Below are 12,748 nucleotides of genomic sequence, written 5' to 3' on the forward strand. Positions count from 1 at the left end.
GTTAAGCTCAAACCATTAGATTACGAATGAACTGCTTCAGCTTTTTTGTTTGCTCTTTTCAAATCTTGTTTACGGCGTTCCTCCAGATACCGTTCCCCATTCTTCTTGTCTGCTGTCAGTGTAAAGCAGGATATGATGGTGAACAGGCCTGCAATGGAACCCAGAATTACATAGGTAATCGGGAAATTTAATACTTCATACATATGCCCCACAATGGGCGAGAAAATGGAAACCACCAGGGAGCCCATAAACAAATACAGCAGGTACATGGTGGAGGACAGGCGCTGGTCAAAGTTAACGGTAATATATTTGAAGATGGCTACCAGAATAAGCGGTTTCTCCAGGGAGTGAATCATCTTCATTGCAGCGACCCATATGGAACCGAATGGCAACGAAGAGCCGATAATACGCAAAGACATAATCGACCCGGCAATAATTAATGCCCATTTGGCGGTCGTTTTGTTTACAAACCAAGGGGTAACGAAAAGGAACACAAATTCCAGGAAAACTTGCACAGCGCTCAAATCGCCAAGGAATTGATTTCCTTCCGCTTTGGAACTGAACTGCGATACGAAGTATGTGGCAAACTGTTGGTCATATACCTCATAAATTTGGGTCACGCCAACCATGAATAGCATAAGAAACCAGAACTTTTTGGTACGTACGAGATGCAGTACATCAATTAGCTTCAACGATTCTGTTTTCTGCTGCTCCTGTCCGGAAATTTCGACTTTGGTCAGGAAGATGCAGATCATGGCAACAATGGCAGATACCGAGGCGATCCAGAAGGTCAGATTTACATTGATATTGATGACCCGTCCAGCAACAAAAGTAGCCGCCGCCCATCCGAGCGAACCCCACATACGAACCCGTCCGTATTCAAAGCCATATTTACGCGAAACTTTGTCCATATACGAATCGACGACACCGTTACCTGCATTAAACACCAGGCCGATAAATAGCGCACCAACAATGGCACCAATGACGAACTGCGTTTGAAGCAATGGACCGTACACATAGATAAAAAAGGGTCCGACGAGCAAAAGGATTGTAAAGAGTATGTACAGCAGATGTTTTCTCAAGCCCAGCTTGTCAGATAAGTAACCGAACAGGGGCTGCATGATCAAGGCGACGATTGAATTAGCCGCGTATAGAAATCCCGTGTAGGTTTGTGAAATTCCCAGGCTTTGTCCCAGCCAAATGACAAAAAAAGACATGGCGGCAGACCATGTAAACAGATAAGCGAAGTTAAAAATACTCAAAGACCAATAGTTGCGTTTTGCCAAATTCATCATGTTTAAGCACCCCTTTAAATTGTAGCGGCTCAAATTGTATACAACGTCAGTATGCATTGTCTGTACTATTAATTGTAAGGATTATTCAGATGCTTCCATAGGGCATTTTCCCAAGATTTCCTGTGCTTATTACAATCAGTTGATAATTCGAATAAAACAGCCGATCCTGATATGGATTAAATATGGTAAAATATACAAAACAGATTATGTATTACTCTTTCGAACAGAGATGAAGAATGCGTATGATTTTAAAGAAATCTAACATAGCGAACGCTTGAGAGTTAACTCACTTTCTTTATCCAAAAGCAACCAGGCAGCTCTTGATGTAAGCGATATGACGGTAACATGAGAATATGCTGTTACATGGGTGTTTGAACTAATTAAAAACTTTTACGAGACCTACCAGGTGTGTGTAACTACATCTACGTCTTGTAAGAAATAAGTCCTAAGTGTAAAATTCCCTTATAGTTCATTAAGCTCACTAAGTAGGAGGAGAAACATAGGGTAGCATCATAATTGTAAAAGCAAGGGGATGAAGTGATTCATTTTGCAAGTACAAAGTTACTTGAAACAGTGATCGTATATAGAGTATTGTGTAACGACGAGTTAAGACGAAACCCACTCACCCTAAAGGCACAGGTTATCACCCTACACTAGTCAGAAGGGGGGAGCGGATGGCTGTCCCTGATTGGTGATGGCATTTAGATCGAACTGAGCATTATTTGTGAAAAGCACCATATTACATACTCTAGGCAATCAGATACCGTTCTTTGGATGCAACATGGGCTACGTCCCTATTAACATATATTATACAAATTAAAGAGAAAACGAATAAAAACAAAATGTTGTGAATTCGTAGTTGGAGGATTTATTATGTCGAAAAGTGTTTCTTCGTCCTTTATTATCATTATAGGATCAATGCTATTTGCCTTATTTTTTGGTGCAGGGAATCTAATCTTTCCACCTATGCTTGGGCAAATGGCTGGAAAGAATGTATGGATAGCCAATGCAGGTTTCTTGGTTACTGGAGTTGGCTTACCATTACTAGCCGTCACAGCCTTTGTTTTTTCGGGCAAAAGCAATTTGCAAACTTTAGCGAGTCGTGTACATCCTGTATTCGGCATTGTCTTTACAACTATTCTTTATCTAGCCATCGGGCCTTTATATGCAATTCCTAGAACCGGTAGTGTGTCATTTGAAATTGGAGTCAAACCTTTTTTTTCAAACAATGCAGATCATCCTGTCGCACTTTTTGTATTTACTATCCTTTTTTTTGCAGTTGCATGTTTGTTATCACTTAATCCTACAAAAATTATTGATGTAATCGGAAAGTTTTTAACACCCATTAAATTGACATTCATTGGATTACTTGTGATTGTAGCTATTATTCACCCAATAGGAAAGTTCCAAGAACCTGCGGAGGGTTATACATCGAATGTCTTTTTCAAAGGCTTTCAAGAGGGTTATTTAACATTGGACGCTCTTGTAGCCTTTATTTTTGGAATTATCATTGTGAATGCAATTAAGGATAGAGGAGTTACTTCCAAAAAAGAGTTGATGATCATTTGTGCCAAAGCGATAGCAATTGCGGTTATACTCTTAGCTTTTATCTATACGTCTCTTTCATACATGGGAGCTTCTAGCGTTGAAAAATTGGGTGTTTTAGGAAATGGGGCTGAGGTGTTAGCTAAGGTTTCCTCCTATTATTTTGGATCTTATGGTTCTATTCTATTAGGCTTAATGATTACAGTAGCGTGTTTAACGACAAGTGTGGGGCTTATCACTTCCTGCTCTTCCTTTTTTCATGGATTATTTCCAAAAGTCTCTTATAAAAGAGTTGCTCTCATGTTATCTATATTTAGTACCCTTGTAGCTAACATAGGTTTAACTCAGCTCATTAAGGTTTCAACGCCAGTATTAATGGCAATATATCCTATTGCTATTTCTCTGATATTTTTAACTTTTTTACATCCCGTATTTAAAGGAAGGTCAGAAGTATATCAAGGCAGTTTGATATTAACTTTTATCATTAGTTTATTTGATGGCTTGAATGCTGCTGGAATAAAAATTAATGTAATTAATGATTTTTTCACTCATCTTCTTCCATTATATAATGTAGGGTTAGGGTGGTTAATTCCCTCTGTTTTAGGAGGCGTAGCTGGCTACATATTTACTAAGTTAAGAGGAAGAAAAATAATTTTAGTACTTATGAAGCCCAAAAAAAATAAATGATTTATCCTATGCATATTAGTCTGTTATATAAGGGACAGCAAGCGCCTGATCTGCTTCGTGCTGCTTACGGTACTGCGAAGGGGTCAGGCCGTTCCATTTTTTAAAGGTCGCAATAAAATAGCTTAGATTGTCAAAACCAACATCCAGCGCAATATCAACCACTTTGCGATCACTTTGCTCCAGCAACCTGCAAGCCTTTTGAATCCGATGATAGTTAATATATTCTACCGGGCTTTTCTGAACCATCTGCTTAAAAAAACGGCAAAAATGCCCCTCACTCATTCCAATCTCATCTGCGATCTCCCGTAAACGTATAGGCTCATGAGCATGACTGTTAATATACACCAGCGCTTTTTTGATCCGTTCAACTTTATTGCGTTGCCCTGCCATAATCACATCCTCTCCGTTAGCGGGGGTCATGTGTGGGTACAGACAGGCGATCATGCTATAGAGCTGCGCCTTGGTCGCCAGTTCACGGGCAGGCGCATTCTGCTCATGGCTGGTGATAATGTGTCGCAATGCAGCCAGCACCTCTTGCTCCCAGGGCTGCACGCCACGAATGTGAGGGGGAGGGACAAGCTTTTTACTGATAAATGGGTCAATAAACTGTGTTTGCACCGTATCCTGCGTGCGGCTGTGCAGCATGTCGGGGTGAAACACCACCGCAGAAAATACGCAACGAGCGCTTTTTTGTAAATAACCTGCGTGAAGCTCACCACTGTTGACAAAAAGAGCTTCACCTTCGTTCACCTCCGTATAGACCATATCCGTCTGAAATACGGCGCTCCCCTGTTCGACTATGATAAACTCCATCTCTTCATGCCAATGAGACTCCAGTATACTATTTCCGTTCAACTGCTCCACGCTTGGGTATACGCTGACTGGGTACATGGGATTGCCATGAATGCGGTTTTCCCGCAACATTTCTCTTTGCATTTCTATGACTCCTTTTCCGCAAACTGATTTAAATATAAAACATCAAAATATTGATACAATACGTCAAAATAAAAGAAGTAAACCCTTACATAAATCAATATTATTATAGTAAGGATTTCGAAAAAATCCAACAAGCGATTTGAGATTAAGAAAATAAAGATTGAAGCGGAGGAAGAAACAGATGAAATTTACTGATGGCTATTGGATGGTTCGCAAGGGCTATGAAATACAAAATCCTGCTGAAATCCGTGATATTGTGACGGACGATGCTTCCATGACGGTATATGCAGCCACCCACCGGATCGAGCATAAAGGAGATACGCTGAACGGAGCGTTGCTGAAAGCGACCTACAGCTCGCCTATGCCGAATGTCATTCAGGTGCGTCTGAACCACCATAAGGGACGGGTGCATCAGGGACCGAATTTTGAAATTCACACCTTGCCAACAGAGGTAGACATTACGGTGGATGAGGACGTAGCGGTACTGAAAAGCGGCGATCTGAGTGTGCGAGTCGGCCGCGGGAAGAGCTGGGATGTAGGCTTTTATGTCGAGGATCGCAAAGTCACAGGCAGCGGACATCGGGGACCAGGCTATATTACAGACCCGCAGGATCAGCCTTTTTTCCGGGAACAGCTGGAGCTGGGCATCGGTGAGTACGTATACGGACTTGGAGAGCGTTTCACTCCATTCGTAAAAAATGGCCAGGTAGTTGATATCTGGAATGAAGATGGCGGGACTAGCAGTGAGCAGGCATATAAAAACATTCCATTCTATCTATCTAATAAAGGGTATGGTGTGTTCGTCAACCATCCAGAAAAGGTATCCTATGAGATTGCATCGGAAAATGTATCAAAGGTTCAGTTTAGCGTCTCCGGCGAATCGTTAGAGTATTTTATTATTGGTGGAGCTAACCCTAAAGAAGTACTGGACAATTACACCAAGCTGACGGGTAAGCCTGCATTACCACCAGCCTGGACCTTTGGTTTGTGGCTGACCACTTCGTTCACAACAGATTATGATGAAGCGACAGTGAACCATTTTGTCGACGGGATGGCTGAGCGGGATCTGCCACTCTCGGTATTCCATTTTGACTGCTTCTGGATGAAGGAATACCAATGGTGCGATTTCCAGTGGGATCAAGACATGTTCCCGGATCCGGAAGGCATGCTGCAGAGATTGAAGGCAAAGGGTCTCAAAATTTGTGCATGGATCAATCCGTATATTGCGGAAAAATCCATTTTGTTCGATGAAGGTATGGAGAATGGTTATCTGGTCAAAACCGCCGATGGCAGCGTGTGGCAATGGGATATGTGGCAGGCGGGGATGGGGCTGGTTGACTTCACGAATCCGGCTGCAGTCGCCTGGTACCAGGAAAAGCTCAAGGTGTTGGTAGATCAGGGGGTGGATTGCTTTAAAACTGATTTTGGCGAGCGCATCCCTACCCATGTGGTATATCATGACGGCTCTGATCCAATGAAGATGCATAATTATTATACGCATTTGTACAACAAGGCTGTATTTGATGTGCTGGAGGAAAAGCTGGGTAAAAATGAAGCCGCGTTATTTGCGCGTTCCGCTACAGCCGGGGGGCAACAGTTCCCGGTTCACTGGGGCGGAGACTGCTCGTCGACGTATGAGTCGATGGCGGAATCCTTGCGAGGCGGTTTGTCGCTTGGTTTGAGCGGCTTCGGCTTCTGGAGCCATGATATTAGCGGCTTTGAGTTAACGGCTGCGCCGGACGTGTACAAACGGTGGGTACAATTCGGGCTTCTGTCCTCTCATAGCCGTCTGCACGGAAACGAATCCTATCGCGTGCCCTGGCTGTTTGATGAAGAATCAGTCGACGTGGTGCGCAGTTTTACAAAACTCAAATGCTCGCTAATGCCATACCTGTATCCTTCTGCTGTGGAATCCTCAGAAAAGGGACTGCCGATGATGCGGGCTATGGTATTGGAATTCCCGCAGGACCCAACCTGTGCAACGCTGGATCTGCAATACATGCTGGGGGATTCCATTTTGGTAGCCCCGATCTTTAATAAAGAAGGCAATGTGCAGTATTATGTACCAGAGGGTAAGTGGACAAATTTACTTACGAATGAGAGCGTGTTAGGTGGTCGTTGGGTTAACGAGCATCATGATTTTACAACTTTGCCTGTGCTCGTGAAGCCGAACACACTTTTGGCAATCGGTCATGAGAACAGTCGTCCGGATTATGATTATGCTGATCAAGTGGCGCTTCATTTGTTTGAACTTGGTGAGGGGCAACAGGCTCGAACGATTATCGTGAATACGTCAGGTGAAGAGGAGCTAACGGTTACTGCTAGCCGCAAGAATTCTGTCATTACGGTGAAGGCAGAAGGTGCTGTTAAACCATGGTCGATAGTCCTGCGCGGTATCCACAAGGCTGTTCAAGTGGAGGAAGGCAGTAGCCAGTCGGGAGAACAGGGTGTAACCATTACACCAGCTTCCAGCGGACAGCAAGAGCTTACGATTCACTTGGGCTAGGTAAGGCGCTAGAAAGTGGATGAAGTATGTCATAATGTAGCGATTATATGCAAAAAAAGGCTTGCCTGATCCAATAGGCAAGCCTTTTTTGATGCAGATTTTTGATAGAGACCAGTTGCAACTTTTAGCTTTGGTATTTATTTCTATTTATTCTGCTGGAGTAGCAGCGGTACAATATACTGCCGGAAAATATCTACAGGAGTCCTTTTCTTTTTAAATCTATCAGCGGTAACGACAACAACCATGTCATACGACGGGACGACAACAATATATTGCCCACCAAAGCCGAGAGCGTAAAAATAGTCCGTTTCAGTTCCTATCTCTGTTTCATCTGAAAAGGAAGAAGTCCACCAGTGCCAGCCGTAAAATGCCTTTTGTGGTTTGGCAGCAGGAAGAAACGAACGGGTTGAATATCGGACTGTCTCTGTTTGGATGATGTGCCGTCCTTCCCAGCCTCCTTGGTTCAGATAAAGCCGCCCGAATTTGAGCATGTCCATCGGCCTGAGATGCAGTCCGAATCCACCCGTATGAGTACCCTGAGGATCGGTTTCCCAATGATAGCTTTCGATACTGAGCGGTTGGAATAATTGCTGCTCGGCAAATTCAGCAACTGTTTGTCCAGAAACATTACGTAGTATGGTGGCCAAAAGTTGAGAACAGCCAGAACTGTATTCCATTCGCGTACCTGGCACATCCGATAATGGCTGTGAAAGCACAAATTGCACCCAGTCTGACGTTTTGCTCATGGTAGGAAAAGAATTTTGTCCGCCAAATTCCGTCCAGTTAAAGCCTGCGGACATCGTCAGCAGATGTTCAATCGTAATATCACGCTTACGAGAATCACTATCTGTGGCCAACTGGGGAAAGAATTCGAGGATCGGCGTCTCCGGTTTCGGTCCCCGTTGCTGGTCCATAGCGATACTAACTAATGCGGAAATCACGCTTTTGGTACAGGAATTTATTTTATAGAGTTCATTAGCAATTTGAGGTTCACGATAGTAATTCATGATCATGTTACCCTGCTGCTCAAGCAGGCAGCTGCGGGTTTCCAATTCGTTAAGCACGTGAATAAGCGGTTTGAGTTCCAGACTTTTCATGCAGATCCTCCTTGAGGCTTATGGCATAGCAATACATAGTATATCATTTTAATAGTCCGAAATTCGAAGAGTACAAACTGAAAACAGTTCATTTACTAATTTTGAATTTTTTTGTTCTTTGATATTAAAAAAGATATATATGTTCACTGAATAGACACAAGTATATTTAAAAATCTATACACTTTTTCTGTTTCATTCAAAAAAACAATCGAATAAAACGATATATAGTAAGTTGGACATTTTATTCAGAAATAACTGGGGGACCGATTCATGAATTTAACAATTAAGGCCAAAATGATTCTTAGCGCGATACTGATTCCGAGTGTGATTGCAGCTATGCTGCTGACCAATTACATTTTAAGCGTACATAGTGAGAATGAGTACAAGGATATTATGAATCGTGAAGAGGCTATTGCGTATAACTCGAAGTCTCTTCAATTTTTGTTAAACGGCATATCTAATGATGAGCGGGCATATTTGCTAACTCGTGATGAACAGTACGGGCGAGAGATCGGAAACAAGCAAAGTGAAGTTGCAAAGTTGCTACAGGAGACAGAAGCTCTGCTTAATACAGGTAATGAGGATTCTAAGAAAAAAATGACTGATCTCAAGACGGGGATTAATACTTACATGAATCAAGTTCATCGTTTACTGACTACAGCGGGGTATCAGAGTACAAGAGACGATGCTTTCCCGCCATTTTCTGATTTGCTCGATGATTTTGAAAACGAACGGGTGTTGCGTAAGCAACTTGATACCAAGGTAGTAGCCTTTGTCAAAGCTCAAGAAGATATGGTAACGGTGAAAGTACAGCAAGCGCACCAAACGATGACGAATACATCCTTGATTACGAGTATTGTAGGACTTCTAGTTATCATTTACAGTATTGTTCAATCCATCGTTTTGATTCGTTCAATTCGTCCATTACACCATATGAATGAGCAGCTGTTGGAAATGTCTGAAGGTGGGGGAGATTTGCGTAGCCGACTGGATATTACGTCCAAAGACGAAATCGGTATGATTGCAAGCTCCTACAACAAGCTTATTGAGGGGTTCCGCAGTATTATAGTGGATGCTCAGGATACGGCGCGTACATTAACCGTAACCGCAGAGCGGGTTAGCGTAAGTACAGAGGAAATGAATCAGGCCAATCGTCATACTTCCGGTGTAATGGAAGAGCTAGCGGCTGGTATGGAGCATCAGGTCGATGATATTACACAAACTACAGATACCGTAAAAGAACTAGCCCACGAACTGGAGCATATTGCAGCTACGAGCCAGCAGGTGTATGAGTTGTCTGATACAGCCGCTAAAGATGCAGAAGCAGGAGAACAATCTATAGGTCAGGCTATGCTTCAGATGGAGAAGGTAAGCGAAAGTGTAGACAGCTCTGCACGTGCTGTACGTTCACTTAGTGAACAGGCCGAACAGATTGGCATGATCGGAGCTGTTATTACCGGGATAGCCAAACAGACAGGAATGCTGGCGCTCAACGCGTCGATTGAAGCGGCAAGAGCCGGAGAGCAGGGCAAAGGATTTGCAGTTGTAGCCTCTGAGGTAAGAAGATTGGCCGAGCAGGTATCGGTTTCAGCAGCAGAAATCACACAATTTGTGCAAAATATTCAGGAGCATGTTGGAAATGTGGCTTCCAGTATGCAGACAGGGACGGTTGAAGTGCAGTCTGGCGTAAAGGTTATGCAATCCGCAGAAACCGCATTTCGTCAGATTGGAAGTTCCATTCAACTGGTCAGCGAACAGATTCACAGTGTAAATCGGTCTGTAGAACAGATGTCCGGCGGTTCCGAGCGAATGGTGGAAGCGGTGGAACGCATACGTGAAGTAGCAGAGCAGTCGGCAGGGGGAACCCAGAGCGTCAGTGCGGCAGCTGAAGAGCAGCTGGCTTCTATGGAGGAAATTGCATCATCTATTCATACACTGGCGGATATGTCGCAACTGCTGAATGCAAGGGTCGGTGGATTTAAAGTGTAACCGCATAAATCCCCACCAATGTAAACACAATAACATCTGTTGAACGAATCAGAACAGCTGTGTTATTACTTTTGCAAAGGTGGTAACGGGATGCAACAAAATAAAGGGAATCTGCTTGCGTTAGGTTCCATCCCGCTGATGATGACGCTGGGTAATTCCATGCTGATTCCTGTTTTACCGGAAATCGGACGTAAGCTACATGTAAGCTCTTTTCGGATTAGCATGTTGATTACAGTATATGCGGTAGTGGCCATTTTACTGATACCGATTGCGGGCTATCTCTCCGACCGATTTGGCCGTAAGGCGGTAATTGTTCCCTGTCTGATTCTGACTGTGATTGGAGGGGGGATTTCTGCGGCGGGAGCATGGCTGCTTCACGATTCGGCAGCATACTGGACCATTATTGGAGGCCGTCTACTTCAGGGTGCGGGAGCGGCAGGGGCTTTTCCTATAGTCATTCCGCTTGTAGGTGATTTGTACGAAAACGAGGATGAGGCCAGCAAGAACCTGGGCGTCGTCGAGACCTACAACACATTCGGTAAAGTGTTAAGTCCGATCCTCGGTGCCGCGTTGGGAGCAGTTCTATGGTTTTTGCCATTGGCAGTAATTCCAGGTCTCTGTCTGATTTCGCTCATTTTGGTGCTTTGGCTGATCCATGTGCCCAAACGTAAGAACCAACCGATTATTTTTCGAGAGTTTGTGGGAAATGTGAAGCGGGTGCTTGCCGAAAAAGGACGCTGGCTCTATGCTATTTTCGCTATGGGCGGCATTTGTATGTTTGTCATTTTTGGCGTCTTGTTCTACTTATCCGACATACTAGAAAGTCGTTACAACCTCCGTGGGGTCTGGAAAGGTTTTGTGCTGGCCATTCCGCTTATTTCCCTCTGTCTGTGCTCTTATGTAGGAGGCAAGATTATCGGCAAGCACAAAAAGCGCATGAAATGGATCGGTTTCAGCGGTTTGACCATATTGACGATCAGCTTTGCCATTCTCGGATTTTTTCAACATATTTATGCGGTGATTGGACTGTTTACGTTAGGGGGCGGCGGAATTGGGCTCGCATTGCCTTGTTTGGATGCCCTGATTACGAAGGGAATTGAAAAAGAGGAGCGCGGAACCATTACTTCGTTGTACAGCAGCATGCGCTTTGTCGGGGTATCGCTAGGCCCTCCGGTTGTTTCCTTGCTGCTGGGTCGCAGTGGACATGGTCTGCTCTTTGGCGTGATGGCCGCAGTGGGAGGCATTGCAGCTCTGCTGATGCTATTTGCGGTCAAACCCAAGCAGGATGAACCAACAGATGACAAATCCAGTGACCGTATGAGTGTAAATGAGGAGCTAACAGGGGTGGCCCGAGAAAAGCCTCTTTCTTCCAAGCTAAAACGCAAAACTCCTGCGAAATAAATGAAAAGGCACCCGTTGTCCATGAAACTATGGCAACGGGTGCTTTTGATTATAAGCAGTTATAAACTAAATGTATTTGAAAACAATAGCTTTACCCATTGAGAGAAACATGCGATTTAGGCTTACGGCTTGCGATGATTTGTATAACATAGATCAGCAAAAACAGTACAATAAACAGCGAGGAAAGGCGGTACATCCACGCATAATCACTTGCTTTGGCAATAATGCCAAGTATAAGCGCACCGGCTGCAACCCCGAAATCGAGGGAATTGAGAAACATACCATTTGCCATGCCTCTTTGTTTAGGAGATACAATCTGAATCATCCAGGTTTGCAGGGTTGGCTGCATCACACCAAATCCGATACCGTAGCAAAGAGCCGACACATACATGAAATCATCACTGTGCGCGTAGGAAAGCAGGAGCAGACCGCCAATTAAAAAGAGGGAGCCGGGGATGAGCAGTGCTTTTGCTCCTTTTTTATCATAAATACGGCCCGAGAAGGGACGCACAATCAGCACGGAAACCGCATTAAACAGGAAAAAATAGGCCGGGTGCGCCAGATTTGCTTCATTTCCGTAAAGCGCCATAAAGCTGAGTAATCCGCCATATGTAATAGACATCAGCATGTTCAGTAAGGCGGGAATCCACAGTTTACGGTTAAATGCCGGTTTTCGCCCCTCTTCCAAAGGAATCATAGGGGGTTCGATGTGCCCCTTAGGTAATGTACGAATGAGCCAGTGAGCCAAAGGGAATATAACAATAATGACAGCTGCTGTCGTATAGGCGAGCAGGTTAAAGCTCCCGTATTGCAGCATTGAGATGCCAATGGTCGGCCCAATCGACATCGCTAGACTGGTGGATAAACTAAAATACCCCATTCCTTCACCAAGGCGCTTGGACGGGATGACGTCAGAGGCCATCGTTGGAAAAGCCGTACTGCTCATACCGAAGCCGATCCCGAATAACATCCGCATGAGCAGCAGCACTGTAATCGTCGGCGAAACACTGTACCCCAGCGTTCCTGCCAATGCAAACAGCAGCCCCACGAAGATCAGAGTGCTGCGATGCCCTTTTTCCAGCATACGGGCGGAAAAGAGCCGTGCCGCAATCGCACTTAAAGCAAATAAAGTGGTAACGAGACTAACCTGAACGGAACTAGCGTGGAATGTATTTTTCACATAAGAAGGAATAGAGGATAGAATCATCTGTAATTCCAAAAACAAAAATAAATTGGAAACCGTAAGAACAATAAATTCCTTGGTCCAAAGAGGTTGCTTGCTTTGTTGCATA

Annotated in this window: 8 protein-coding genes; 4 read left to right on the forward strand and 4 right to left on the reverse strand. The window is 44.2% G+C overall.

The annotated features are described in order from the left end of the window. Positions 1 to 20: 20 nt before the first annotated feature. Positions 21 to 1,295 carry an oligosaccharide MFS transporter gene (locus ACM1ND_RS09730; protein WP_034095014.1) on the reverse strand — a complete coding sequence of 425 codons (1,275 nt, stop codon included), beginning with the start codon at positions 1,293 to 1,295 and terminating at the stop codon, positions 21 to 23. Between the two features lie 873 nt (positions 1,296 to 2,168). On the opposite strand from ACM1ND_RS09730, the gene brnQ reads away from it, so the two are divergent. After that, a complete protein-coding gene (gene brnQ / locus ACM1ND_RS09735) occupies positions 2,169 to 3,527 on the forward strand; it encodes a branched-chain amino acid transport system II carrier protein (protein ID WP_023988110.1) in 1,359 nt (452 codons plus the stop codon). Positions 3,528 to 3,542: 15 nt separating this feature from the next. On the opposite strand, the gene ACM1ND_RS09740 is transcribed toward brnQ, so the two are convergent. Next, positions 3,543 to 4,463 (reverse strand): AraC family transcriptional regulator, encoded by a 921-nt coding sequence (locus ACM1ND_RS09740; protein ID WP_279831071.1) that lies wholly within the window; start codon positions 4,461 to 4,463, stop codon positions 3,543 to 3,545. Positions 4,464 to 4,644: 181 nt separating this feature from the next. Here ACM1ND_RS09740 and yicI point away from each other — a divergent pair, with 181 nt between their 5' ends. Then, positions 4,645 to 6,969 carry an alpha-xylosidase gene (yicI, locus tag ACM1ND_RS09745; protein ID WP_071558906.1) on the forward strand — a complete coding sequence of 775 codons (2,325 nt, stop codon included), beginning with the start codon at positions 4,645 to 4,647 and terminating at the stop codon, positions 6,967 to 6,969. Between the two features lie 143 nt (positions 6,970 to 7,112). Here yicI and ACM1ND_RS09750 read toward each other — a convergent pair whose 3' ends face one another. Further along, positions 7,113 to 8,066, reverse strand: coding sequence for a serine hydrolase domain-containing protein (locus ACM1ND_RS09750; protein WP_071558905.1), 954 nt, complete (start codon positions 8,064 to 8,066; stop codon positions 7,113 to 7,115). Positions 8,067 to 8,336: 270 nt separating this feature from the next. On the opposite strand from ACM1ND_RS09750, the gene ACM1ND_RS09755 reads away from it, so the two are divergent. Together ACM1ND_RS09755 and ACM1ND_RS09760 are read left to right on the forward strand one after the other, a co-directional pair. Next, positions 8,337 to 10,055: a methyl-accepting chemotaxis protein gene (locus ACM1ND_RS09755; RefSeq protein ID WP_023988114.1), complete on the forward strand. Its 1,719-nt coding sequence runs from the start codon at positions 8,337 to 8,339 to the stop codon at positions 10,053 to 10,055. A gap of 90 nt (positions 10,056 to 10,145) precedes the next feature. Then, complete coding sequence (locus ACM1ND_RS09760) at positions 10,146 to 11,456, forward strand: MFS transporter (RefSeq protein WP_418027624.1); 1,311 nt, start codon at positions 10,146 to 10,148, stop codon at positions 11,454 to 11,456. Positions 11,457 to 11,547: 91 nt separating this feature from the next. Here ACM1ND_RS09760 and ACM1ND_RS09765 read toward each other — a convergent pair whose 3' ends face one another. Further along, on the reverse strand, positions 11,548 to 12,747 hold the full coding sequence (locus ACM1ND_RS09765) for an MFS transporter (protein ID WP_075154062.1): 1,200 nt from the start codon (positions 12,745 to 12,747) through the stop codon (positions 11,548 to 11,550). Between the last annotated feature and the right edge of the window lies 1 nt (position 12,748).

It is taken from the genome of Paenibacillus sp. JJ1722, assembly GCF_048282685.1.
GTDB classification, from domain to species: domain Bacteria; phylum Bacillota; class Bacilli; order Paenibacillales; family Paenibacillaceae; genus Paenibacillus; species Paenibacillus polymyxa_B.

Excerpts from the sequence above, each read along its gene's own strand:
- ACM1ND_RS09730 (WP_034095014.1), bottom strand. The coding sequence starts at position 1,295 with ATGATGAATTTGGCAAAACGCAACTATTGGTCTTTGAGTATTTTTAAC.
- brnQ (WP_023988110.1), top strand. The coding sequence starts at position 2,169 with ATGTCGAAAAGTGTTTCTTCGTCCTTTATTATCATTATAGGATCAATG.
- ACM1ND_RS09740 (WP_279831071.1), bottom strand. The coding sequence starts at position 4,463 with ATGCAAAGAGAAATGTTGCGGGAAAACCGCATTCATGGCAATCCCATG.
- yicI (WP_071558906.1), top strand. The coding sequence starts at position 4,645 with ATGAAATTTACTGATGGCTATTGGATGGTTCGCAAGGGCTATGAAATA.
- ACM1ND_RS09750 (WP_071558905.1), bottom strand. The coding sequence starts at position 8,066 with ATGAAAAGTCTGGAACTCAAACCGCTTATTCACGTGCTTAACGAATTG.
- ACM1ND_RS09755 (WP_023988114.1), top strand. The coding sequence starts at position 8,337 with ATGAATTTAACAATTAAGGCCAAAATGATTCTTAGCGCGATACTGATT.
- ACM1ND_RS09760 (WP_418027624.1), top strand. The coding sequence starts at position 10,146 with ATGCAACAAAATAAAGGGAATCTGCTTGCGTTAGGTTCCATCCCGCTG.
- ACM1ND_RS09765 (WP_075154062.1), bottom strand. The coding sequence starts at position 12,747 with ATGCAACAAAGCAAGCAACCTCTTTGGACCAAGGAATTTATTGTTCTT.